18 protein-coding genes and 1 pseudogene are annotated in these 22,895 nt (G+C 61.7%); 14 read left to right on the top strand and 5 right to left on the bottom strand.

Annotation, left to right across the window (positions count from 1 at the left end; translation table 11 throughout):
- Window positions 1–260: 260 nt before the first annotated feature.
- Window positions 261–1,028, top strand: a pseudogene (locus D3M70_RS34185) (MCP four helix bundle domain-containing protein); the annotation flags it as partial.
- Window positions 1,023–1,886, top strand: coding sequence for a methyl-accepting chemotaxis protein (locus tag D3M70_RS34180; protein ID WP_375232968.1), 864 nt, complete (start codon window positions 1,023–1,025; stop codon window positions 1,884–1,886). The pseudogene D3M70_RS34185 and the gene D3M70_RS34180, both read left to right, overlap by 6 nt.
- Window positions 1,887–2,688: 802 nt before the next feature.
- On the opposite strand, the gene D3M70_RS12710 is transcribed toward D3M70_RS34180, so the two are convergent.
- The 5 genes from D3M70_RS12710 to D3M70_RS12690 all read right to left on the bottom strand — a co-directional run bounded on the left by D3M70_RS12710 (window position 2,689) and on the right by D3M70_RS12690 (window position 7,979).
- A complete protein-coding gene (locus tag D3M70_RS12710; RefSeq protein ID WP_120126108.1) occupies window positions 2,689–3,678 on the bottom strand; it encodes a D-glycerate dehydrogenase in 990 nt (329 codons plus the stop codon).
- 15 nt (window positions 3,679–3,693) lie between these two features.
- Window positions 3,694–5,010: an MFS transporter gene (locus D3M70_RS12705; RefSeq protein WP_120126107.1), complete on the bottom strand. Its 1,317-nt coding sequence runs from the start codon at window positions 5,008–5,010 to the stop codon at window positions 3,694–3,696.
- 73 nt (window positions 5,011–5,083) lie between these two features.
- Window positions 5,084–6,049, bottom strand: a complete 966-nt coding sequence (locus tag D3M70_RS12700; RefSeq protein WP_120126106.1) for a sugar kinase — start codon at window positions 6,047–6,049, stop codon at window positions 5,084–5,086.
- A complete protein-coding gene (locus D3M70_RS12695) occupies window positions 6,042–6,860 on the bottom strand; it encodes a sugar phosphate isomerase/epimerase (protein ID WP_120126105.1) in 819 nt (272 codons plus the stop codon). Before D3M70_RS12695 ends, D3M70_RS12700 begins: the two co-directional genes overlap by 8 nt.
- 105 nt (window positions 6,861–6,965) lie before the next feature.
- Window positions 6,966–7,979, bottom strand: a complete 1,014-nt coding sequence (locus tag D3M70_RS12690; protein WP_218568418.1) for a LacI family DNA-binding transcriptional regulator — start codon at window positions 7,977–7,979, stop codon at window positions 6,966–6,968.
- Between the two features lie 336 nt (window positions 7,980–8,315).
- Between D3M70_RS12690 and D3M70_RS12685 the strand changes: the two genes are divergently transcribed.
- The 12 genes from D3M70_RS12685 to D3M70_RS31955 form a co-directional block, all read left to right on the top strand.
- Window positions 8,316–9,452 carry an MFS transporter gene (locus D3M70_RS12685; protein ID WP_120126103.1) on the top strand — a complete coding sequence of 379 codons (1,137 nt, stop codon included), beginning with the start codon at window positions 8,316–8,318 and terminating at the stop codon, window positions 9,450–9,452.
- Window positions 9,453–9,664: 212 nt separating this feature from the next.
- Window positions 9,665–10,345 carry a hypothetical protein gene (locus D3M70_RS12680; RefSeq protein ID WP_120126102.1) on the top strand — a complete coding sequence of 227 codons (681 nt, stop codon included), beginning with the start codon at window positions 9,665–9,667 and terminating at the stop codon, window positions 10,343–10,345.
- Between the two features lie 314 nt (window positions 10,346–10,659).
- Window positions 10,660–11,742, top strand: a complete 1,083-nt coding sequence (locus tag D3M70_RS12675; RefSeq protein WP_120126101.1) for a glycoside hydrolase family 3 N-terminal domain-containing protein — start codon at window positions 10,660–10,662, stop codon at window positions 11,740–11,742.
- Window positions 11,743–11,838: 96 nt separating this feature from the next.
- Window positions 11,839–12,246 carry a hypothetical protein gene (locus D3M70_RS12670; protein WP_120126100.1) on the top strand — a complete coding sequence of 136 codons (408 nt, stop codon included), beginning with the start codon at window positions 11,839–11,841 and terminating at the stop codon, window positions 12,244–12,246.
- Window positions 12,247–12,621: 375 nt separating this feature from the next.
- Window positions 12,622–13,125, top strand: coding sequence for a type VI secretion system contractile sheath small subunit (gene tssB / locus D3M70_RS12665; protein ID WP_120126099.1), 504 nt, complete (start codon window positions 12,622–12,624; stop codon window positions 13,123–13,125).
- Window positions 13,126–13,156: 31 nt separating this feature from the next.
- Window positions 13,157–14,695 (top strand): type VI secretion system contractile sheath large subunit, encoded by a 1,539-nt coding sequence (tssC, locus tag D3M70_RS12660; protein ID WP_120126098.1) that lies wholly within the window; start codon window positions 13,157–13,159, stop codon window positions 14,693–14,695.
- 23 nt (window positions 14,696–14,718) lie between these two features.
- A complete protein-coding gene (tssK, locus tag D3M70_RS12655) occupies window positions 14,719–16,074 on the top strand; it encodes a type VI secretion system baseplate subunit TssK (RefSeq protein ID WP_120126097.1) in 1,356 nt (451 codons plus the stop codon).
- Window positions 16,071–16,745 carry a type VI secretion system protein TssL, short form gene (gene tssL, locus D3M70_RS12650; RefSeq protein ID WP_120126096.1) on the top strand — a complete coding sequence of 225 codons (675 nt, stop codon included), beginning with the start codon at window positions 16,071–16,073 and terminating at the stop codon, window positions 16,743–16,745. The genes tssK and tssL overlap by 4 nt, the downstream gene beginning before the upstream one ends.
- Before the next feature lie 7 nt (window positions 16,746–16,752).
- Window positions 16,753–18,486, top strand: a complete 1,734-nt coding sequence (locus tag D3M70_RS12645; RefSeq protein ID WP_120126095.1) for an OmpA family protein — start codon at window positions 16,753–16,755, stop codon at window positions 18,484–18,486.
- A 14-nt stretch (window positions 18,487–18,500) separates the two neighbouring features.
- A complete protein-coding gene (locus tag D3M70_RS12640) occupies window positions 18,501–18,992 on the top strand; it encodes an Hcp family type VI secretion system effector (protein ID WP_120126094.1) in 492 nt (163 codons plus the stop codon).
- A gap of 152 nt (window positions 18,993–19,144) precedes the next feature.
- Window positions 19,145–21,814 (top strand): type VI secretion system ATPase TssH, encoded by a 2,670-nt coding sequence (gene tssH / locus D3M70_RS12635; RefSeq protein ID WP_120126093.1) that lies wholly within the window; start codon window positions 19,145–19,147, stop codon window positions 21,812–21,814.
- The coding region (locus D3M70_RS31955; RefSeq protein WP_165869793.1) for a type VI secretion system Vgr family protein at window positions 21,814–22,895 on the top strand (1,082 nt) is incomplete at its 3' end. The genes tssH and D3M70_RS31955, both read left to right, overlap by 1 nt.

The raw sequence follows: 22,895 nt of genomic DNA, 5'->3' as shown, positions 1-22,895 counted from the left end.
AAGTGGAACTAACGTCTTGGCGAAACTGCGCAAACGTTTTCTTTTGCAGTATTGGATCCCGCAAAACAGCTGTTTAAAAAAAACACTAAAGCCCACTGAATAAATAGCGGGTCATTGCCGATAGCACGGAAGGCGCAACGTAATTGCCTCAAACGGCAGTTCAGATTGTGGCCATCATTTACCAAAGAGACGAAAAGAAGTTTCTGGTGTTTGATCGACGCACGGATGCACTCAGCCGGATCTTTGAAGAGAGACATTCCATGTCGATAAGAAACATGAACATCGCACCGCGTGCATTCCTGGGGTTCGCGTTCATCGCCGTACTGGTGATCGGACTGGGCTTTTTCGCGCTCAATCGCATGGCCGTGATTCGACAGGCCACCACAGACATGGAAACCAACCAGCTCCCCAGCGTCGGTTTCCTGGGCAACATGCTGGAGAACACCCTGCGTCTGCGCATCACCTCGTTCCGCACGCTGGTCAATCGTGAGCCTGCGGCGCTGCGGGAAACGGAAAGCCGTATCGCCGAGCTGATCGGCAAATTGCAGGACGCCACGAAGCGTTACGCGGCCTTGCCGGCCGAGGGCGAAGAGTTGGCGGTGTTTCGTCAGTTCGAAGCCACGCTGGCGACCTTTCTCGACGTACAGGCGCAAGTGCTGGACTTGTCCCGTCAGGAAAAGACCGAAGACATGCGCAACCTGATCAATACCCGAATGAAGGACGCCACCGACCTCATGGGTGTCCAGATCAACCAACTCATCACCATTAACAAGGACAACGCGGCTGACGCGACCCTGGTGTCGAAACAGCAATACGACGGCGCGAACGTGGGGGTTATATCGGTCTCGGTCATTGCCGCTTTAATGACTATCTTACTGGCGTGGCTGTTGACTAAAAGTATCGTGAACCCGCTATCTAGAGCGGTGCGTGTCGCCGAGGAAATTGCCGCTGGCGATCTGACCCGCCCCATAGAAGTGGATGGCAAGGACGAAGCCACGCAATTGTTGAAGTCGTTGGCAACCATGCAGCAGAACTTGCGCAAGACCATCGAGTTGATCTCCGGTTCGGCCACGCAACTGGCCTCTGCCGCAGAAGAACTCAGTGCGGTTACTGAAGAATCGTCTCGCGGGCTGCAACAGCAGAACAATGAAATCGAACAGGCCGCAACTGCCGTCAACGAGATGACCGCCGCGGTCGAGGAAGTGGCACGCAACGCGGTGTCGACCTCCGAAGCGTCGCAGCAGTCCAATCAGACCGCGCGTCACGGTCGTGATCGGGTGATCGAGACGTTCAAGTCGATTCAGGACATGACCCAGCAGATTCAAGCGGCCACCGGCTTGGTGGAGGGGCTGGCGGAACAGGGCCGAGACATCGGCAAGGTGCTGGACGTGATCCGTTCCATCGCCGAACAGACCAATCTGCTGGCGCTGAACGCGGCCATCGAGGCGGCGCGGGCCGGGGAGGCCGGGCGTGGTTTCGCGGTGGTGGCTGACGAGGTCCGCGCACTGGCGCATCGCACGGCGCAGTCGACTACGGAAATCGAGCAGATGGTGGCCGGGATCCAGACACGCACCGGCGATGCCGTTCAGTCGATGTCACGCAACACCGACAGCACCCGCAGCACCTTGAGCCTGGCCAGTTCGGCCGGGGATGCGCTGGAGCTCATTACCGAAGCCATCTCGCAGATCAACGAACGCAATCTGGTGATCGCCAGCGCCTCGGAGGAGCAGGCGCAGGTCTCGCGGGAAGTGGATCGCAATCTGGTGAACATCCGCGATCTGGCGGCGCAGACGGCGGCAGGTGCCAACCAGACCAGCGCCGCCAGTCACGAACTGTCGCGTCTGGCGGTGGACCTGAAGGCGATGGTCACGCGGTTTGTGATTTGACGAGGAGATCCGGCTGTGCACGGATTGAAATTGTGGGAGCTGGCTTGCTGGCGAATGCGTAAGGTCGTCACGATGTTTGGGGCTCAGCACAGAATCCCGGTAGGCCACACGCTGCAATGATGCAGGCAGACGCACCGAACGGCTTCTGCCCGGAGGGCGTGGGAAGTCGCCGGGTTGGCGCTCCACCTTGTCGGCGATCTGGCGCGCAGCGGCAGCAAAACCTGCGTGTGCGGTGTGCCTGATGCACCGAGCTGGCTGATCTTACTGCCGGTACCCGGCAGATCGCCGACAAGGTGGAGCGCCACCCCGGTGGCTCCCACGCCCTCCGGGCAGAAGCAGGATTACGGTGTGGTTTGAGCTTTTGATTCTGGCCGAAAGCCGTGGGGGCCGGCGCGGGCGAGCGCGCTCTTAAGATGTTTGGGGCTCAGCACAGAAGCCCGGTAGGCCACACGCTGCAGTGATGCAGGCAGACACACCGAACGGCTTCTGCCCGAAGGGCGTGGGAGCCACCGGGGTGGCGCTCCACCTTTTCGGCGATCTGGCGCGCAACGGCAGCAAAACCTGCGCATGCGGTGTGCCTGATGCACCGAGGTGGATGATCTTACTGCCGGTACCCGGCAGATCGCCGACAAGTCTGGCTCCCACGCCCTCCGGGCAGAAGCGAGATAGCGGTGTGGTTTGAGCATTTGATTCTGGGCGAAGGCTGTGGGAGCCAGCTTGCTGGCGAAGGCGGTGGGCCAGTCACCCATGTTGTAATGATGCACCGCATTCGCCAGCCAGCTCTCACAGTTCCGCACATCTTTCAAGCCTGACGGGAAGACCAGGCCTTTTCATTCACCAAGTCCTTCGGCCGTTCCCCGGCCAGCGCACTGAGCAGGTTGTCGACGGCACACCGCGCCATCGCTTCCCGCGTCTCGTGAGTGGCCGAGCCCATGTGCGGCGTTGCCACCACGTTATCCAGTTGCAACAACGCAGAGTCCGCAGGCAAGGGCTCACGCTCGAACACATCGAGCCCGGCCGCACGGATCTGCCGGTTCTTCAGTGCCTCGATCATGGCCTGTTCGTCCACCACTTTGCCGCGCGCGATGTTGATGAAGATCGTCTCCGGGCGCATCAATGCAAATTGTTCGGCGCCGATCAGGCCTTCGGTTTCTGCGGTCAGCGGCAGGGTCAGGCAGACGAAGTCGGCTTCCTGGAGCAGCGCGTCAAGGCTTCGGTATTGCGCGTCGAACCGGGCTTCCACTGCCGGCTTGCGCGAATGGCTGTGGTAAAGGACCGGCATGCCAAAGCCGAAATGGCCCCGCTGCGCGACGGCCTCGCCAATCCGCCCCATGCCGATGATGCCGAGCTTCTTGCCATGCACGTCAGTGCCGAAGTGCGCAGGCCCGATGTTCTGCGTCCACTGGCCGTCACGCACCATGCTCGCCAGTTCCACTACCCGCCTGGCGGTGGCCATGATCAGCGCGAACCCGGTGTCGGCGGTGGTTTCGGTCAAGACGTCCGGGGTGTTGCTCAGCAGGATGCCGCGACCGGTGAGGTAGTCGATGTCGTAGTTGTCGACACCGACCGACACGCTGGAAACCACCTTGAGCCTCGGCGCCAGATCCAGCAGTTGTGCGTCGAGCTTGAGGCTGGCGCCGAGCAAACCGTCGGCGTGCGGCAGCGCATCACGCAGACGGGCCAGGCCGTCAGGTGTCTTCGGGTCTTCGATCAGCGTGACCTCGGCCTGCGCCTGTAAGCGCTCCATCAGGGGTGCCGAGAGTTTCTTGTACAGAATGACGTGCTTGTTCATCGAATGATTTCCAGATCAGGGATGCGCAGGCGTGCGACGAACATTCGTCTCATCGCGCACCGGCTTTGCGGAGTTGTCCGGCTTGAGCAGCAGCGTCAGCACCACCGAAACCAGCAGCGCGCCGCTCATGAACAGGTAAGACGCGCTCAAGGTGCCGGTGACGCCGTTGAGGTAGCCCACCAGATAGGAACCGGCAAACGAGCCCAAAGCACCGAGGCTGTTGATCAGTGCCATGGCACCGCCAGCGACGTTGGACGGCAGGATTTCCGGAACGATGGCGAAGAACGGACCGTACGGCGCATACATGCAGGCGCCGGCGATCACCAGCAGCGTGTAGGACCACCAGAAATGCTCGGTGCCCAGCGCGTAGGAACCGTAGAACGCGATCGCGGCCAGCAGCAGGGGCGGCCAGACGAACAGTTTGCGTTTCTGCAGTTTGTCCGAGGCCCAGGACACCACGACCATCCCGATCACGGCCGCCAGATAAGGCAGCGCCGAGAGCCAGCCGGCCTCGACCATGTCCATCTGCATGCCTTTCTTGATAATGGTCGGCAGCCACAGCACGAAGCCATAGACGCCGATGCTCCAGCAGAAATACTGCGCGGCGAGCAGCAGGACTTTTGGCGAACGGAAGGCTTCGGCGTAGTTCTTCACCGGTTTGATGCCGACCTGTTCAGCGTCCAGACGTTTTTGCAGCTCGGTCTTCTCTTCAGCAGTCAGCCATTTGGCCTGAGCCGGACGCTCATCCACCAGACGCCACCAGATAAAGGCCCAGATCACCGCGGGCAGCCCTTCGACGATGAACATCCAGCGCCAGCTGAAATGCGCCACCAGATAGCCCGACACCACCGACATCCAGAGCATCGTCACCGGATTGCCGAGGATCAGCACGGTGTTGGCTCGCGACCGTTCGGCCTTGGTGAACCAGTAGCACAGGTACACCAGCATCGCTGGCATCACCGCCGCTTCGACCACGCCAAGCATGAAGCGGATGCCGATCAGCATGTAGGCGTTGGACACGATCCCGGTCAGAGTCGCAAGGCCGCCCCACAGAATCAGGCTGACGAAGATCAGCTTCTTGACGCTCTTCTTCTGTGCGTAGATCGCGCCAGGCACTTGAAAGAAGAAGTAGCCAAGGAAGAACAACGCCCCCAGCAACGACGACATGCCGGGGGTGATATGCAGGTCTTCGGCCATGCCCGAAGCGGCAGCGAAGCCGTAGTTGGCACGGTCCAGATAAGCCAGGCTGTAGGTAATGAAGACGATCGGCATGATCAGCAGCCAGCGGCGTTTGAGGCCGGCGTGCTTGACGGTTTCGAGTAGCTTTTCCATATCAGGGCTCCCTGAGCATGTTGTTTTTGTCGCAGCAGGTGAAGGGGTACGGGTGTGCACGCATAACGGGTGATCAGGCGGTCTGTCGTCGTGGTGATTCGTGCAGGTCGGCGGCCTGCAAGGCGGCGCGGGTGGGCAGACCTTCCATGTCGCCCCGGCTTTGCACGGCCTGACTGCCGACCCAGTTGCCGCGCGCGGTGGCCTGGGCGAAACCGAGGTTGTCCAGCAGCGCGCTGATCACCCCCACCGCAAAGCCGTCGCCCGCGCCCACGGTATCGATGACCTTGGCCACCGGCACGCCGGGCACGAAGGCTTCGGTCAATTGGGTGCGGTAATACGCGCCCTTGGGACCGAGCTTGATCACCACGGCTTCTACGCCCATGTCCAGGTAGAACTTCGCGATGTCGGCCGGGGTGTCGTAGCCGGTGAGCAATTCACCTTCGGCCATGCCGGGCATTACCCAGTGGGCCAGACTCGCCAGACGGTTGACCTCGCGGATCATCGTCGTCTGGCTGGACCACAGCGAAGGCCGCAGATTCGGGTCGAACGACACGCTACGTCCGGCGTCGCGCATCTGCGTCATCAGCACATGAGACAACTCGCGGCAGGTGTCCGAGAGTGCAGCAGGAATGCCGGTGGCGTGCAGGTGTCGGGCCTTGAGCAGTTCGGGCACGATGTCGTTGACCGACAGGTGGCTGGCCGCCGACCCGCGACGGAAATACTCGACCACGGGGTCGGCGCCTTCGAGCTCCAGTGACTTGAACTGAAAGCCAGTGGGATGAGCGGAGTCGACGGCGACATGGCGGCAATCGACACCTTCCTGTTGCAGGCTGTCGGTCACGAAGCGGCCCATGGAATCGTTGCCGACCCGGCTCAGCCACGCGACCTTGAACCCCAGACGGGACAGGCCGATGGCGACGTTGCTGTCGGCGCCAGCGATGCGTTTTTCGAAATGACGCACCTGGGCCAGATCGCCGGTCTGTTCGGCGACCAGCATGGTCATGGTTTCGCCGAACGAAAGGATATCGATATCAGACATGGCTCGCGACCTCGGCGGAACGTTGAACGGACGTCGACACTGAAGCGCACGCCTGGCCGAGCCGGGCAAGGGCATCGACCTGAACGCGAGTCACCGTCAGCAGGTCTTCCCCTTGCAGCGGGTATTCGACGGCGCGGGGCAGGCCTGGGGCCATGTGCGTGAGCAATTGCTCCCACTGCTGCAGGTCGCTCGCTTCGGGTGGAATTGCGATCAGTTTGCCGGCCGGATTGCGCACTACGGCTTTGCAATGCACGTATTCGACGTAGCGGCCCAGCTCGCGGGCGGCGCGTGTGGCCGACTGTTCCTGCCACATCCAGTTGCCGATGTCGAAGGTCATGCCGATGGGCATCTGCAACGCGTCCACCCGGGCAAAAAACTCAGTGAACGGCTCGATACGACCGCCTTGCGGGGTCTGGTCGTTCTCGACCAACAGGTGTACGTCGTAGCGGGCGAGGCGGTCGGCGAGGGCGGCCACGTCGCTGTCTTCAGTCAGATGGCCCAGGGAGACTTTAAGCCATGCCGCACCGCAGGCAGACGCCTGCTTCAGGGTCGGTTCAAGTTCAGGGTTGGGCTGATGCTCGCCTTCGCACCACAGTTCCAGCGGCGCCGAATACAGGCATTCCAGACCTTGTGCGCGAATGGCTTGACCAAGGGCCGGCAGATCCTCACGCCCGGTGAACAGTTCTTCGCGCAGTTCCATGCGGCTGACGCCAGCCTTGACCAGAAGGGGGATGAAACTCGCCTGTCCGCGTTCGCGAACAAGATCGGCACCGAAGGCGCCCAGGCTGATGGCAACGGGGAATCGCTTCATTGTTATTGTCCTCTGAAACCGGTTTCATTTTTGTTCGAGACAACGGCCTCGAAGAAAGTTCTGCAAATAATCAGGCCCGAAGACCTGCGGTACGAAAAGGGGGATTCAGGATCGCGGCCGCGTAGAGCCACGCACGATCAGTTGAGCCGGGAAATCGTAGGTCTTGACCGGTTCCTGATCGCCGCGCAGGCGTTCGAGCAGGCACTCGAATGCGGTCACGCCGATGTCGTGGGTCGGTTGCGCCAGAGAGGTGATGCCGCTGCCGACCAGGGGGTACCAGTCCAGTTCGTCGAGGGCGATCAGACCGATGTCGTCGAACAGATGACAACCCAGTTCGTGCAACTGGCGGGTGCTGCTCAGGGTCGCCACGCCGTTGCCGGTGAACAGCGCCTTGTGACCGTGGCCACTGTCCGCGAGGAAGTCGCGCAGATGATCGCGCAGGTTGTCGCCGGTTTCGCGCACCTGGCCGCGCATTCCGGAGCGGTGGGCGACCCCGGCCTTGAAGGCATCGACACGTTCGATCCGCGAACTGGTGCCGTCCTGCGGTTCGGTGACCATGAGGATGTCGCGATAACCCGACTGGTAAAGGTGATCCATGGCCTGCTCGACGGCGGCGATGTTGTTCAGCCCGACCAGGTCGCTTTGCAATTGATCGACCTTGCGGTCCACCAACACCATCGGCAGCTCGGTGTGCAGTTCGCGCAGCTCATCCAGATGATGGCCGAGGGTGTTCACGATCAGGCCTTCGATGTTGTACGAGCGCAGCGCGGCCAGATGCAGGCGTTCCTGCTCGTCGTCGCGATCGGTGTTGCACACCACCAGGCTGTAGCCGTGTTTGCGGCAGGCGGTTTCGACGCCGTGCATGACGGCAATGGAATAGGGGTTGCGGATGTCGGCCACCAGCATGCCGATCAGGCGCGTACGACCGCGCTTGAGGCCACGTGCCATTTGATTGGGGCGATAACCGAGGGTGTCGATGGCGTGTTCGATGCGCCGGGCAATGGCTTCGGACAGCAATTGCCGGTCTTCGCCGATGAAGCGCGAGACGCTGGCCTTCGAAACGCCCGCCATGTCGGCGACGTCATTCATGGTGACGCGGGCACGCGTCGGGTTTGACATGTTGTTCAAGGCCTGACCCTTTTTTGGATTTATCAGCAGGCTTTTACCAAGAGCGCATCGCTCTGAAACCGGTTTCAGGAAACACCAAAGCGCGCGCGTCGTCAACTCGGGATCGGATGAAAGGTGATCTCAGGCCACGGGCTCGGGGTTTGCACACGCTGGCGCGGCCCGGCTTGGCGGCGGTGGCCTGGGCAATGATCGCTGTCGACGGTGAGCGGTGCTGCTTCAGAGGTGGAAGCCGGCATCCGAGGGCTAAAAAAACCGAATCAAAGGTTGTCAGGCATAGCCACGGTCTGCATGCTGCGAATTCAATTGTGTTACAGGACCTTTCTGCGCATGTCTGCCCCTGCCCGAGATGCCGATTCCGCTTCCCGTCGTGCGGCGACCGTCCTCAGTCTGTGCTTGCCCAGCGATGTCCTGCTCTACTTGTTACTGCCCATGAACGCCGATGCCTTCGGTATCAGCCTGGCCGAGGCTGGGGTTTTGCTGGCGGCGAACCGCCTGGTGCGGATCTTCGGCTACAGCTATGTGGTGCGTTTCTATGCTCGGCACGGCGACCGCCCTACGGTGATGCTGGCGGCGCTGGTGTCAGCACTCTGTGCGTTCGGCAATTCGTTCTTCACCGGTTTCTGGTGGTTATTGATCCTGCGCCTTGGATGGGGCCTGACCTTCGGTGCGCTGAATCTGTCCACCCAGGCGTTGGCGACGTCCGAGGCGGGGGGCGCTGCACGGCGAGCGGGCACGTCCCGCGCGATCATTGCCATTGGGCCGATGCTGGCACTGCCCATCGGCGCACTGATCAGCCTGCATTTCGGGCCACGTCTGATTTTCTTGATTCTCGCTTTCTTTTCGCTCGCCGCGCTGTGGGTCGCCAAGGGTTTGCCCAAGATTCCTCACGCCATGCCGAGCGCCGGAGGCCGTCGATTCAAGGCGCCGGACAGCATTGCCATGTGGTCCTTCATCGAAGGTGTCGCGCTGGACGGGCTGTTCATTTTCGGTCTGTCGTTGCAGGCGCAGTCGGTACTGGGCGGCAACGCGGTGTTCATCGCAGGCGTTCTGCTCGCGCTGCGCTATGCGTCGGAAATGCTCCTGAGCCCGCTGGGTGGACGCGCTGCCGCCAGTTTCGGCGCGGTGCGCATGCTGGTGTTCTTCTCGGCGCTGACGACCCTGGCGCTCACCGCCTTTGGCTTCCACTGGCTGATCATCGGCGCGGGCAGTGTGTTGATCTTGCGGGCCTTGCAATTGCCGTTGGTGACCACCCTGGTCGCCGAGCGCAATCCGGGCGCCGGGCGGGTGCAGGCGCTGGCCGGCAACGCTGTCTGGCGCGACGTCGGTGCCGGGGTCGGGCCGCTGCTGGCCGGGGTTTTGCTGCCCATCGCGTCACCGTCGTGGGTGTACAGCCTGGCGGGGCTGGCGGTGGTGGTCAGCGCGGTGGTCTGCAGCCGTTACAAGGCGCGTGAGGCCGTCGCGTAGATCCGCTGGATACATCCTCTTACATACCGTTCGGCGAAAAATACCGAAAATCAGGGGTTTGCGTGCAACCTCTGAAGCGATTTCCCCTCTGATGGTCATTCTTCATACGGACACAATGCTTCGTTAGCCTGCACTGGCCAGCCGATCGCCAGTTAACAGGGACGTTGCACAGGGCGCACAGCCCTTCATGCACCATAAGAATCCAGGCCATCATGACCTTTCTCAAATCCCCGTTTTTCTCCGCCGCGTTGCAGCGTTTCGCTTATTTCCTTTTGCCGATCCTGTTGATCTGTTCCGCAGTGTTCTGGTTCACCGTCGGAAAGGGCGTGCATGCGGAACCAAAGAATGGCACGCAGACCCTGGTGTTTCTGCGCCACGCGGAAAAGCCCGACATGGGTCTGGGCCAATTGAATTGCCAAGGGCTGAACCGTGCGATCGACCTGTCCACGGTGCTGCCGAAAACCTTCGGCAATGCCGACTTCATCTTCGCTGCCAACCCAAGCCGTCACGTGGAGGAGGGTGAGGGCGACCATTCCTACAGCTACTTGCGTCCATTGATGACCGTGGGCCCGAGCGCCATCAAACTGGGTCTGCCGGTCAATATCGACTTTGCGGCCAACGACACCAGCGACCTGGCGGACGAGTTGATGCGCGACAAATACCACAACGCCACGGTCTACACCGCCTGGTCCCATGGCTACCTGCCGGAGCTGATCAACAAAGTGGCCAAAGAAGCTTCCGGCAAGGATCTCAAGCTGGTCAGGGACTGGACGGGCGACGACTTCGACTCGGTACTGGTGCTGACCCTGAAGTGGGTCAACGGCAAGGCCACGTTGCACTACGAGAACTACAAGCAGAACCTGAATGATGGAGCAGTCGGCTGTCCGACGTGAAGCAGGCCCGCAAATAAAAACGGCCGCCCCTGAGGGCGGCCGTTTTTCGTTGCCGGATCTGCGCGTGGTCCAAACCTGTTGATGACGCCGCTGCCGGCACGCGGGACCGCTATAGGCTTTCGACTCTGGCCAACGGCCGTGAGACCCATACCCGTATGAAATTGCCTTGTTGTGCTCGTTTCGATCGAGCTGCCTGCGTGAAACGAGCGTTGACTTTGCTCGGTTAATGATTAAAGTGAGCGTAAACGAGCATTGGTGTCGCGATATCCCTCATTATCGGACGCAAATGCCATCAACCGAGCACGAGGTGACGAATGTCGAACGAACTGCAGCGGGCCGCCTATTCTGTGCTTTTGCCGGCGTTCGCCGGGCTGGAGCTCGACGAAACCGTGCGCCGTTGTCTGAACCGGGGCGGGGTATCGATCCTGTTGGGCGAAACCCGTGACGAATACCTCGCCCGTCACATGAGTTTCGAACGCCGTCGCTCCGAAAATCAGACGCACTTCATGGGGATCGCCGAGCAAGCGGCCGCGTGTGCGGGCGCGCCGGTATTGGTGGCCGTGGATCAGGAGTTGGGCGGCATTCAGCGCTTGCATCAGCTGGTCCCCGGCATGCCGACGGCCTCGGCGCTCAAGGATCTGAGTGCCACGCAAATCGAAGCTCACAGCTACGAAATGGCCAGTTCGGCGAGAGTCATGGGCATCAACCTGTTTCTGGCGCCCATCGTCGATGTGGTGACCGGCGTCAATCCATGGCTGCACAACCGCAATCTGGGGCCCGACCCCGCTGAGGTGTCGCGCATCGCCTGCGCGTTCATTCGTGGTGTGCAACGGGCAGGCGTGATCGCCACTGCCAAGCATTTCCCCGGCCATTACCAGACCGAGCACGACCCCGCCGTGGCGTGCGCCCATGTGCCTGGACCTGCAGAAGCACTGGAAGATGGCTTGGGGGTGTTCCGTCAAGTCATCGCCGCTGGCGTGCAGGCCATCATGCCGGGCCCTGCGGTGTTCCCGGCGCTGGATCCACATCAGTCCGCGAGCACTTCGCAAACGATTATCGGCTTGCTGCGCGATACCCTGGCGTTCGACGGGTTGATCGTGTCTGACGATCTGGACGCGGTGTCGATCCTGCGCGGGAACAGCATCGCTGACACCGCGGTCACGGCATTGCGCGCTGGCGCCCATCTTTTATTGGTGTCGAGCGATGCCGGGCTGGATGACATTGCGCAGGCGATCGTCGATGCGGTCGAGGGCGGTCGATTGGCGCGACAGCAGTTGCTGGACGCGTCGGCGAAGGTCCGCGCCACAGCCCAGGCTTCACGGGCGCAGGTCGACTCGGGCCTGTATGTTTCCTATCCGTTTGCCGGCGGGCATATGACCCGCCGGGTCATGCGTTGAATTCGGCGTAAACAACGGCGGTTTTGCGGTAGGCAGAAATTCGGCGGCGCTGCACAATGCCCAGTCTGAAGCTTCCATCTGCCAAGAGTGCCGCCCATGTTCACGCCGCTCACGTTTGCGCAACTGCAGCAATACGCCCATCGCTCCAGCACCGTCACCCAGCCCTGTACCTGCATGTCCAGATCGTTTGCCGGTTGGGAAGGGCTGCCGGTGTCGCTCAAGGAAAGCCAACTGAAGGAAGTCGGTTCTCTGATCGCCGCCGAGGAAGAGGACCTGACCCTGGATGAATACCATCCTTCGGGCACGTCCTATTGGTCGGTCGACGCCCCCATCGCTGCCCAGTTCTTCCCCTACAACCGCTGCAGACTCTGGGTGTGCGTGGTCTGCAACCGCGCTTACCTGCGCTATGCCGAAGCCGGGGCCTACCATATCGAACAGCGCATTCGCAGCCTCGATCCTGCACTGCTCGTCGACGTGGCATTCGAGGGCGTGGGCCGCGCCTGAGGCAGGTCCTCGCTTATCGGGGCTCGCTCGTGGCATCTGTCATCATTTGCGTGAACATCTGCATGAAAATCCCCGGATCGCTCTAACTTCCGGGGTCCTGCCTTCTTCAATGAGTTCCACACAAGGCTCATTTTGTAAGACCCTTCTCGAAAAAAGTAAGAAACTTCCTGTCCTGTCTCCAGTGGCTGGCGATTTGAACTCCAGGCCATTAGGCTTGCCGCTCATTGAACTTCATTTGAATGTTCAGCCCCGTATTCGTGCTTACAATTATTGATGTTTGGCCGCTTGGGCCAGTGTCCCTTGTCTGATAAAAAGGTTCGGCAATCCAGAACCTTTCCCCAATGCGTCATTGCAAGTGTTGCCCGTGGAGGAGTTATGGCTTCAAACAGCTTTCAGAATGAAGTGCCCAAGGCCCGAGTCAATATAAAACTCGATTTGCACACCGGCGGTGCGCAGCAGCAGGTCGAACTTCCGTTGAAATTGATGGTGATGGGCGATTACAGCAACGGCCGCGAACAGCGTTCGCTGTCCGAGCGGCGCAAGGTCAATGTCAACAAGCAAAACTTCGACAGTGTGCTTTCCGAATTTTCCCCCTCGCTGAAATTGACCGTCGAAAACACCTTCGACCCCGAAGGCTCGGACACCTCGGTTGCGCTGGACTTCCAGCAGATGAAGGACTTCGAACCCGAACAGGTGGCGCGGCAGATCCCAGAATTACGGGCGCTTCTGGCCACCCGCAACCTGCTGCGCGACCTCAAGTCCAACCTGCTCGACAACGCCACGTTCCGTCAGGAACTGGAGCGCATTCTCAAGGATGAAGGGCTCAGTAACGCACTTCGCAACGAACTGGCAGGGCTGTCGTCCCGCGACACTATTTAAACGTCCCGTTTATTTAAAGCAGGTTTTCAATATGTCATTTAAACAAACTTCCGCAGTGTCGGACGGCGGCACTGTATTGCCCGAAACACACCAGAGTGTATACAGCGCATTGTTTAACAAAATAAACCTCAGTCCGGTAGCGGCACTCGGGGATATTGAAGCATTTCAAAATAACGAAACATTATCCGAGACGTCGGCGGATGAACGCGTGACCGCAGCGGTCAGCGTATTCCTTGATCTGCTAAAACAGTCTTCACGTACCGTCGAGCGGCTGGATAAAACATTGCTCGACGAACACATCGCGTCAATTGATGCGCAGATCAGCCGTCAACTGGATGCGGTCATGCATCACCCCGAGTTTCAACGTGTCGAGTCCACTTGGCGGGGCGTGAAGTCTGTGATCGATCAGACCGATTTTCGACAGAACGTGCGCATTGAGTTACTGGATATCAGCAAGGATCACCTGGTGCAGGATTTCGAGGACGCGCCTGAAATATCCCAGAGCGGTCTGTATATCCACACCTACACCCAAGAGTACGACACCCCCGGTGGCGAGCCGATCGCTGCTGCCATTTCCAATTTCGAATTCGACCGCAGTCCGCAGGACATTGCCCTGCTGCGCAGCATCTCGAAGGTGGCGGCCGCCGCGCACATGCCGTTCATCGGCTCGGTGGGGCCTGCTTTCTTCGGCAAGGAATCAATGGAAGAGGTGGCGGCGATCAAGGACATCGGCAATTACTTCGACCGCGCCGAATACCTCAAATGGAAAGCCTTCCGCGACACCGACGATGCCCGCTACATCGGCCTCACCATGCCCCGTGTGCTGGGGCGCCTGCCCTATGGGCCGGACACCATCCCGGTGCGCAGCTTCAATTACGTCGAAAGCGTCAAGGGCCCCGACCACGGCAAATACCTGTGGACCAACGCGTCTTTCGCCTTCGCCGCGAACATGGTCAAAAGCTTTATCGCCAACGGCTGGTGCGTGCAGATCCGCGGCCCGCAATCGGGCGGCGCGGTAACCGATCTGCCGATCCACCTGTATGACCTGGGCACCGGCAGCCAGGTCAAGATTCCTTCGGAGGTACTGATTTCCGAGACCCGTGAATTCGAGTTCGCCAACCTCGGATTCATCCCCCTTTCGTATTACAAAAATCGCGACTACGGCTGCTTCTTCTCTGCCAACTCGGCGCAGAAGCCCGCCTTGTACGACACCCCCGAGGCCACGGCCAACAGCCGGATCAATTCGCGCCTGCCGTACATCTTCCTGCTGTCGCGGATCGCCCACTACCTGAAGCTGATCCAGCGGGAAAACATCGGCACTACCAAGGATCGTCGCCTGCTGGAGCTGGAGCTGAACAAGTGGATCAGCGGGCTGGTCACCGAGATGACCGACCCCGGCGACGACTTGCAGGCCTCGCACCCGCTGCGGGACGGCAAGGTGGTGGTCGAGGACATTGACGACAATCCGGGGTTCTTCCGCAGCACCCTCTACGCCGTGCCGCATTTTCAGGTGGAAGGCATGGACGTGAATCTTTCGCTGGTTTCCCAGATGCCCAAGGCCAAGGCCTGACGTCCGACAAAGGTGCTCCGATCATGAAAATCGACCGCCCTCTGTGGGCCGCCGGCGCAGTGTTGTCTCAGCAGCAATTCCAGCAGCAGTCGCGCTGGGAGGCGTGGAGCGACGACTGTCTGTCTTACCTTTCACTGGTGCATCCGTGGGGTGTGCGTGCAGTGACTTTCGATGCTCAGGCCTTGCGCCTGGGCAAACTCAAGGCGTCGCTCATTCGCCTGCGCCTGCCTGACGGTACGCTGATCGACACCGATCAGGTCGACCGCCTGCCTTTGGCGCTGGAACTGGACGCGTTGCCGCTGGAGGCGGGGCAGGGCTTGACCGTATTGCTGGCGCTGCCGCTCGAGCACGCCAACGGCAACAACTGCCTGTTCGACGTTGCCGAAGGCGACAGGCCCGTGCGCTATCGCCGGGACTGGCGCTCGGTGCCGGACCTGATGGGCGACGAGGAGCAATCGGTGGCGGTGCTGGAGCACGTGCTCAGCCTTCGTCTGGACCGCGACGACAACGCCAATTTCGTCACCTGTCCGATTGCGCGTCTGCTGCGTGACGGGCAGGGCATCTGGACGCTGGACGCCGGGTACGTTGCGCCACTGCTGAGTTTTGCCGGGCACCCTGGCCTGCTCACGCACCTCGATAATCTACTGACCCAACTGATGGCCAAGCGTCAACGCCTCATGGGCATGCGCCGCGAAAGCAACCAGCGCATGGCCGACTTCGCGGTGGCGGATGTGTCCTTGTTCTGGCTGCTCAACGCCCTGAACACCTATCAGCCGGTGCTGGCCGATCTCATCGATCACCCGGCGCGGCACCCAGAACAGGTCTATCTGGAGATGGTCAGGTTTGCCGGGGCTCTCCTGACCTTCTCGCTGGAGCACGACGCCGAGAGCATCCCGGTCTATCGACATAACGCTCTGGAGGACGTTTTTCCACCCCTGTTCCGGCTGATATCGATCTTGCTGGAGGCCAGCCTGCCATCGCGTGTCATCGCACTTGAACTGGAAGAAACCGGTCGCAATCGCTGGAAGGTTTCGCTGAACGACCCGCGATTGCGCGAGCCTGATTCGGCCGATTTCTATCTGTCGGTGCGCAGCCGCGAGTCGGCGGCGCAGTTGCAGGCCCAGTTCCCGCGTCTGTGCAAGGTCGGCACGCCCGACGATGTCGACCACCTCATCAACGTTGCCCTCGACGGCGTGCCGTTGCGACCGCTCAGCCACGTTCCTGCCGCGATCCCGCTGCGTCTGGAAAACCAGTATTTCGTGCTCGACCTGCGCGATCCTCAGGGTCAGGCGGTCCTGGCGCAAGGGGTCTGTGCGTTCTATGTACCCGCCACGCTGCCGGACATCAGCCTTGAACTGTTCGCGGTGCTGCGCACATGAGCCTGTTCAACGAAACGCCAATCAAGGCCGTGGACGTCGAGCCCGACCTGCTGCTGCAGGACACCTACCTGTTGGTCATCGGGTTGAAACAGGGTGGCCGGGTCATCGACAGCCAGACGCTCCAGGACCTGTGCATCGAGCAGATCAACCGCGTGCGCAAACAACTTGAGGGCGCCCATGCCAGTTCGCAAAGCGTTGCCCTGATCAGTCACGCCCAATGCGCGCTGCTCGACGAAACCGTGCTGCTTCATGGCGGGCCGGACGCTCGCGCCCTGTGGGCGACAGAACCGCTGCAGGCGCGCTATTTCAGCCGCCATCAGGCGGGCGAGTTTCTGTATGAAGAGATGCGCCAGGTCCTGCGTGAACCGTCCCCTGATCCTCATGTGCTCACGGTCTATCACCGGTTGCTGATGCTGGGCTTTCGCGGTCGGTACAAGGACCTCGATCACCCGGAGCGCCAGCAACTGCTGAGCGAACTCAGTGCGCGAGTGGCCCCGTTGAGCGTCGATCAGGCCTTGCCAACGGCAGCTCGGACCGGACAGCACAACCCGATCTGGCGCTCGTTCGCCATGCACAGCGTCATCGCCGTACTGGTGCTGACCCTGGTCTGGTGGGGGCTCGACCAGCTGCTGGCGCGGCAGATCGCCGCCCTCGCGACAGGTCAGGGGTGACGGGCCGATGACAGCCAGACTGATTTACGGGCTTGTCCTGTGGGGCGGCACCTTGGCGTTGGCGCTGCTGGCGTTGCTCGCGCTGCCCACGCCGATACGGCTGGGCACGATGGTCATGGTCGTGGCAGTGATCGCTGTTGCAGGGCGGTCGGTGAAGCGACGTGTGCGGCGTCGGCAACAGTCCTTGCCGTTGTCCGGTTTCGCCGCGCTGCCGGCGCCAGGCTACCGTCGACCCGTGATTCTGGTCTGTGGGGTGGTGCCCCCCGGGTTGTTCGATGAACGCGCGGTTGGGCAGGCAGCGCTGCGAGTGACCCGTCAGGGGTGTTATGTCCGCGTGGCGGAGGTGCAGCGTCTGCCGGACATGGTCGCCAGTCTGCTCACCCTTCGGCCGGATTGGGGGCGACAGCTGAGCGTGATGCTCATCGTCGATCCGCAGCAGCATTCGGACCAGGCCGTTCTGGCAGGACAACTGCGTGCGCTGTACCACCAACTGATCCTGGCCCGCCGGCGGGCTCTGTCGCTGCCGCTGGTCCTGATCAGTTACCTGCAAACCCAGTGCAGCGAAAGCGTCTGGTTCAGTTGGGAGACCGCCGGGCCCGCGCCGAACGTGCGACTCAACGGCGAAGTTCTCAGCGTCGAGGCATGGCAAGAGCAGGCGGGTAATGGCGCGGATCGGGCGCGACGCCTGCAGACCATTGTTCAGCTCAGAAGTCTGGTGAGCTGGTTGAACCTGGCGGTGGTATCGCACCTGACGATGCCGGGGCGACATCGCATTGACCTTCCCGTCTCGTGGGCGATCACCCTGGTTCCGGCGATGGGCGACAGTCACGCGGGCAGCCTCTGGGAACGTTGGCTGATCGACAGAACCGGTGTACTGGCCGGCGGTGGGCGAGCGCCCGACAACGTCACGCCAGTGCCGTTTCCAGACCCCGTCCTGGCGCTGCTGCCCAGGCACGGCGGTGACACGGCCAGGCGGCGCGCCGGGATCATCGCCCTGTGGATGTTCACGGCGGCGGCAGTGGTCGCGCTGATCAATTCGGCCTGGCAGAACACGCGGCTGATGCGCGAGGTCAGTGACGATCTGAGCCGCTACGCCTCGGTGTACTCGCTGAGCGACCGCAATCCCCCTCAACTGGCTTTGCTCGAAGACGCGCTGGCGGCGCTGCGCGAGGACGCTCGGCGTCTGGACGATCACTACCGCCACGGCGAGCCGCTGTCGATGGCCTTGGGGCTGTACCGCGCAGAACGACTGCGAGCGCCGGTCTGGGAGGCGATCACTGGATACAGCCCGCCGACCCCGGAGCCGGTTGCGGAACCTTCACGACCGGTGCGCCTGGACAGCCTGTCGCTGTTTCATTCCGGCCGGGCCGACTTCAAGCCGGACGCCGCCAGGGTGCTGATCGACGCGCTGGTCAACATCAAGGTGCGTGCCGGCTGGTTGATCGTGATCACCGGTCACACCGACGCCACCGGCAATCCAGTCCGCAATCTGGCCCTGTCCCGTGCGCGTGCCGAAGCGGTGCGCGACTGGATGCAACGCATGGGAGGCATTCCCGACAGCTGCTTTGCCGTGCAGGGCCTGGGTGCCAGTCAACCGGTCGCCAGTAACGAAACCCTTCAAGGACGCGCGGCCAACCGTCGCGTCGATATCCGTCTGGTGCGGGAAGAGGGCGCGTGCGAGCTGCTTTTCTCCGCGCCGGACAGACAACCTGTGGCGCCTTTGGCGACCACTCAACCGTGAAAAAGGAGCTTCAAATGGCAATTCCCGTTTACCTGTGGCTGAAAGATGACGGCGGTGCGGACATCAAGGGTTCGGTCAATGTGCAGTCCCGCGAGGGCAGCGTCGAGGTGGTCGCTCAGGACCACAGCGTCTACATCCCCACCGACAACAACACCGGCAAGTTGACGGGCGCGCGGGTGCATACGCCGTTCCTGTTCACCAAGGAAATCGATGCCAGCAGCCCGTACCTCTACAAGGCGGTGGGCACCGGGCAGACCCTCAAGAGTGCGGAGTTCAAGTGGTACCGCATCGACGACGCCGGGCAGGAGGTCGAGTACTTCAACACGCTGCTCGAGAACGTGAAGGTGGTTCGCGTCGCACCGAAGATGCATGACGTCAAGGACCCGACCAAGGAGAAGCACAACCACCTGGAAACCGTCGAACTGCGCTACGAGAAGATCACCTGGACCTACAAGGACGGCAACATCATCCACTCCGACGCCTGGAACGAACGCCAGACGGCCTGATAGGCCATCACCGGCAGGCGCGTGTTCGCCTGCCGGTTTCCGCTGCGCCGGGCCGGGCTCGCTTCAACAAGCCCCGGACCGATGCAGCGCATTTCAACCTGATGCTGGCTGTGGCGATTGCTCACAGCCAGCAACGACAAGGACGAATTCCAATGGCACAGAACGCCTCGCGTTTGCTCCGCCGTCTCAACCCCTACTGTGCGCAGGCGCTCAGCGCAGCGGCGTCGCTGTGTCAGAGTCGGGGCCACGGGAAGATCAGCATCGAGCACTGGCTCCTCAAACTGCTGGGGCAGGGCGAGGGCGACCTGGTGCATATCGTGCGCCGTTACGAGTGGGACATGGACGCGCTGTGGAACGGACTGCTGAGCCACCTGGACAGCCTGCCCAGAACCGTGCAAAGCAAGCCGCAGTTGTGTGACCGCTTGCAGCGACTGATCAAGAACGCCTGGCTGCGCGCCTCGCTCGACGGGGACGTTCAGCACCTGCGCTCGGCCCATGTGCTCGCGGCGCTGATTGACACCCCCGAACTGCTGGTGTGCGAGGCGGCCTGGCCGTTGCTCAGCCTGAGTGACGCGCAGTTGCAGCCATTGTTTTCTCTGCTCGATCAACACTCCGACGAGCGCCCCGACGCGCAAGATCGCGAATACGAATTTCAACCCTCAGCGCCAAATGAGGAGGGCGTGGCGGTGGGCGAGACAGTTGCCGATCGATCCTCCGATGCGCTGCTGGACCCGTTCACACACGACATGACCGCCAAGGCCCGACGGGGCGAAATCGATCCTGTCTTCGGACGCGACGACGAGATCCGTCAGGTCATCGACGTGCTCAGTCGTCGCCGCAAGAACAACCCGATCCTGGTCGGTGAACCGGGTGTCGGCAAGACCGCGCTGGTCGAAGGTCTGGCGCTGCGTATCGTCCAGGGCAACGTGCCGGACAGTCTCAAACCGGTCAGTGTGCGCACCCTGGATCTGGGACTCTTGCAGGCGGGCGCGGGAGTGAAGGGCGAGTTCGAACAGCGCCTGAAAAAAATCATCGAGGCGGTGCAGAACGCCCAGCCCCCGATTCTGCTGTTCATCGATGAAGCCCATACCCTGATCGGTGCCGGCAACCAGGCAGGCGGCGCCGATGCGGCGAACCTGCTCAAACCGGCCCTGGCCCGAGGCGAACTGCGCACCATCGCCGCCACCACCTGGAGCGAATACAAACAGTATTTCGAGCGCGATGCGGCGCTCGAACGACGCTTTCAGATGATCAAGGTCCAGGAGCCTGACGACGCCAGCGCAACGCTCATGCTGCGTGGCCTGAAAGCCCGTTACGCCCGTCATCACGGCGTGCATATTCACGATGCGGCGATCCAGGCCGCCGTGCTGCTGTCGCGTCGCTACTTGCCCGGCCGGCAATTGCCGGACAAGGCCGTCGACCTGCTCGACACCGCCAGCGCCCGGGTTCGCATGAGTCTCGATTGCGAGCCCCAGGCACTGGTGCGGCTCAAGGCTCGGCAAGCAGGGTTGGCACTGGAAAGGGAGGCGCTGGAGCACGACGCACGGGTCAGCGGCAGAGGCGCCGATGAACGCCTGTCGATGATCGCGGTACAACAGGCCGCGCTGGACCGCGAACTGACGCAGTTGCAGCAGCAATACACCCGTGAGCAGGATCTGATTCGGCAACTGTTCGACGCCCGTCAGATGCAGGCGTGTGCGGTGCAATCCTGCGCACCGCTGCAACAGCGCCTGGATGAGGTTCAAGGGGACAGCCCGCTGCTTTGCCTCGACGTGACCGCTCGCAGTGTCGCCGAAGTGATCGCCGACTGGACGGGCGTTCCGTTGGGCAGCCTGCTCAAGGATGAACAGACCAGCCTGTTGACCCTGGAGCGCCGTCTGACCGATCGGGTCATCGGTCAGGACCAGGCGCTGGACGCCCTGGCGCAGCGATTGCGCGCAGCCAGCGCCGGTCTGACCGACGACGCTGCACCGTTGGGCGTATTCCTGTTAGTCGGTAGCAGCGGCATCGGTAAAACCGAAACCGCGCTGGCCCTGGCAGACATTCTGTTCGGTGGCGAAAAGTCGCTGATCACCCTCAACCTGTCCGAGTATCAGGAAGCCCACACCGTCAGCCAGCTCAAGGGCTCGCCACCGGGTTACGTCGGGTATGGCCAGGGCGGTGTGCTGACCGAAGCGGTGCGGCAACGGCCCTACAGTGTCGTGCTGCTCGATGAAGTGGAAAAAGCCCACCGCGATGTGCTGAACCTGTTTTACCAGGTCTTCGACCGTGGCTTCATGCGCGACGGTGAAGGTCGTGAAATCGACTTCCGCAACACCGTCATCGTCATGACTTCCAACCTGGGCAGCGACCTGCTGCAAAGCCATCTGCAGACAGAGCCCAATGCCCCGGACAGCACGCTGCAAGAACGTCTGCGACCGGTGCTTCGCGAGCACTTCCAGCCCGCGCTGCTGGCGCGCTTCCAGACCCTGATCTATCGCCCGCTAAACGCCACGGCGCTCAAGCGCATTGTCGTGCTCAAACTGCACAAGGTGGTGCAGCGCCTGAGGCGACATTACGCCCTTGAGTGCCGAATCGATGAAGGCTTGCACGATGCGCTGGTCACCGCCTGCCTGTTGCCCGACAGCGGCGCACGCAACATCGACAGTCTGTTGAATCAACAGATTCTTCCGGTGCTCAGCCAGCAATTGCTGGAGCGCCAGGCCGCCCGCGTGCACACCCGCGATGTGACCCTCGGCTACAGCGACGAGGAGGGCGTCATCATCGAGTTCGGTGATGCCTGCGACGCCAGCGACACCACCACGCTTCCGGAGGTCTGCTGATGCTCGACAGACTCGTGACCTTCTTCGACCACAGCCGCCACAAGCTGCACATCGACGGCTGCGATTCCCCTATCGACGTCCTCGCCTTCGAGGGTGACGAACAACTCAACCAGCCATTTCGCTACAGCGTGGAATTCACCTCGTCCGATCTGGACATCGGCCCAGAGCAGATGCTCGCCCGCGACGCCAGTTTTACCCTGCATGTCGCGGCCCATCTGCTGCCCAAGGTCTATCGCGGCCTGCCGGTGCCCGAGGTCAAACCGCTGCGCACGCTGTGCGGCAGGATCACCGCGTTCAAGCGGCTGTCTGCCTCGCGGGACGAGGCGCACTATTCGGTGGTGATGCAGCCGCGTCTGGCGCTGCTCGATCGCGGGCGCCAGTACCGCATTTACCAGCACCAGTCGGTGCCGGAGATCGTCGCAAGAATTTTGCGCAGCCGGCACGAATTCGAGGGCTATGAATTCTCGTTCAACCTGCTGCGCGAATACCCACGCCGCGAACAGGTGATGCAGTACGGTGAAAGCGACCTGGCGTTCATCACCCGGATTCTCGCCGAGGTCGGCATCTGGTTTCGCTTCAGGACCAACGAGAGTGGGCTGTTCGAGGTGGTCGAGTTCAACGACGATCAGCGTCACTACCTCAACCCCGGCATGAAGATGCCGCACCTGGCGCAATCGGGGCTGGCGAGCACCGGCGAGGACGCGGTGTGGGGCTTGCAGGTCAGCCATCAGGTGGTGGAGAAGAACATCCATTTTCGCGCCTACGACCCGCGCAACGCTGCCGCCAGACTGGACAGCAACGTCGATCAGAGCCGGGGCTCGACGACAACCTACGGCGAGGCCTATCACTACGCCGAGCTCTACACCGTGCTCGGCGACAAATTCAATCAGTACGAAAAACTCGAAAGCGAAAGCGGCTACTTCTATGCCCGTCTGCGTCACGAGCTTTACCTCAACGACCGCACCCGCCTGAGTGGTTTCAGCAGCAGTGCCATTCTGGCCCCGGCGCAGATCATCGACGTCACCGGCAACGCGCCGAGCGCGTTCAAACCCGGCGCGGTGGTCACCCGGCTCATCACACG

The organism is Pseudomonas sp. LS-2 (assembly GCF_003605735.1).
Classification (GTDB): domain Bacteria; phylum Pseudomonadota; class Gammaproteobacteria; order Pseudomonadales; family Pseudomonadaceae; genus Aquipseudomonas.
The sequence above is the reverse complement of the archived record's forward strand: the minus strand, read 5'-3'. Positions and strand labels throughout refer to the sequence as shown.

What these genes read in the sequence shown, in the direction of transcription:
- D3M70_RS34180 (WP_375232968.1), top strand. Translation starts at nt 1,023, where the DNA reads ATGCAGCAGAACTTGCGCAAGACCATCGAGTTGATCTCCGGTTCGGCC.
- D3M70_RS12710 (WP_120126108.1), bottom strand. Translation starts at nt 3,678, where the DNA reads ATGAACAAGCACGTCATTCTGTACAAGAAACTCTCGGCACCCCTGATG.
- D3M70_RS12705 (WP_120126107.1), bottom strand. Translation starts at nt 5,010, where the DNA reads ATGGAAAAGCTACTCGAAACCGTCAAGCACGCCGGCCTCAAACGCCGC.
- D3M70_RS12700 (WP_120126106.1), bottom strand. Translation starts at nt 6,049, where the DNA reads ATGTCTGATATCGATATCCTTTCGTTCGGCGAAACCATGACCATGCTG.
- D3M70_RS12695 (WP_120126105.1), bottom strand. Translation starts at nt 6,860, where the DNA reads ATGAAGCGATTCCCCGTTGCCATCAGCCTGGGCGCCTTCGGTGCCGAT.
- D3M70_RS12690 (WP_218568418.1), bottom strand. Translation starts at nt 7,979, where the DNA reads ATGTCAAACCCGACGCGTGCCCGCGTCACCATGAATGACGTCGCCGAC.
- D3M70_RS12685 (WP_120126103.1), top strand. Translation starts at nt 8,316, where the DNA reads ATGTCTGCCCCTGCCCGAGATGCCGATTCCGCTTCCCGTCGTGCGGCG.
- D3M70_RS12680 (WP_120126102.1), top strand. Translation starts at nt 9,665, where the DNA reads ATGACCTTTCTCAAATCCCCGTTTTTCTCCGCCGCGTTGCAGCGTTTC.
- D3M70_RS12675 (WP_120126101.1), top strand. Translation starts at nt 10,660, where the DNA reads ATGTCGAACGAACTGCAGCGGGCCGCCTATTCTGTGCTTTTGCCGGCG.
- D3M70_RS12670 (WP_120126100.1), top strand. Translation starts at nt 11,839, where the DNA reads ATGTTCACGCCGCTCACGTTTGCGCAACTGCAGCAATACGCCCATCGC.
- tssB (WP_120126099.1), top strand. Translation starts at nt 12,622, where the DNA reads ATGGCTTCAAACAGCTTTCAGAATGAAGTGCCCAAGGCCCGAGTCAAT.
- tssC (WP_120126098.1), top strand. Translation starts at nt 13,157, where the DNA reads ATGTCATTTAAACAAACTTCCGCAGTGTCGGACGGCGGCACTGTATTG.
- tssK (WP_120126097.1), top strand. Translation starts at nt 14,719, where the DNA reads ATGAAAATCGACCGCCCTCTGTGGGCCGCCGGCGCAGTGTTGTCTCAG.
- tssL (WP_120126096.1), top strand. Translation starts at nt 16,071, where the DNA reads ATGAGCCTGTTCAACGAAACGCCAATCAAGGCCGTGGACGTCGAGCCC.
- D3M70_RS12645 (WP_120126095.1), top strand. Translation starts at nt 16,753, where the DNA reads ATGACAGCCAGACTGATTTACGGGCTTGTCCTGTGGGGCGGCACCTTG.
- D3M70_RS12640 (WP_120126094.1), top strand. Translation starts at nt 18,501, where the DNA reads ATGGCAATTCCCGTTTACCTGTGGCTGAAAGATGACGGCGGTGCGGAC.
- tssH (WP_120126093.1), top strand. Translation starts at nt 19,145, where the DNA reads ATGGCACAGAACGCCTCGCGTTTGCTCCGCCGTCTCAACCCCTACTGT.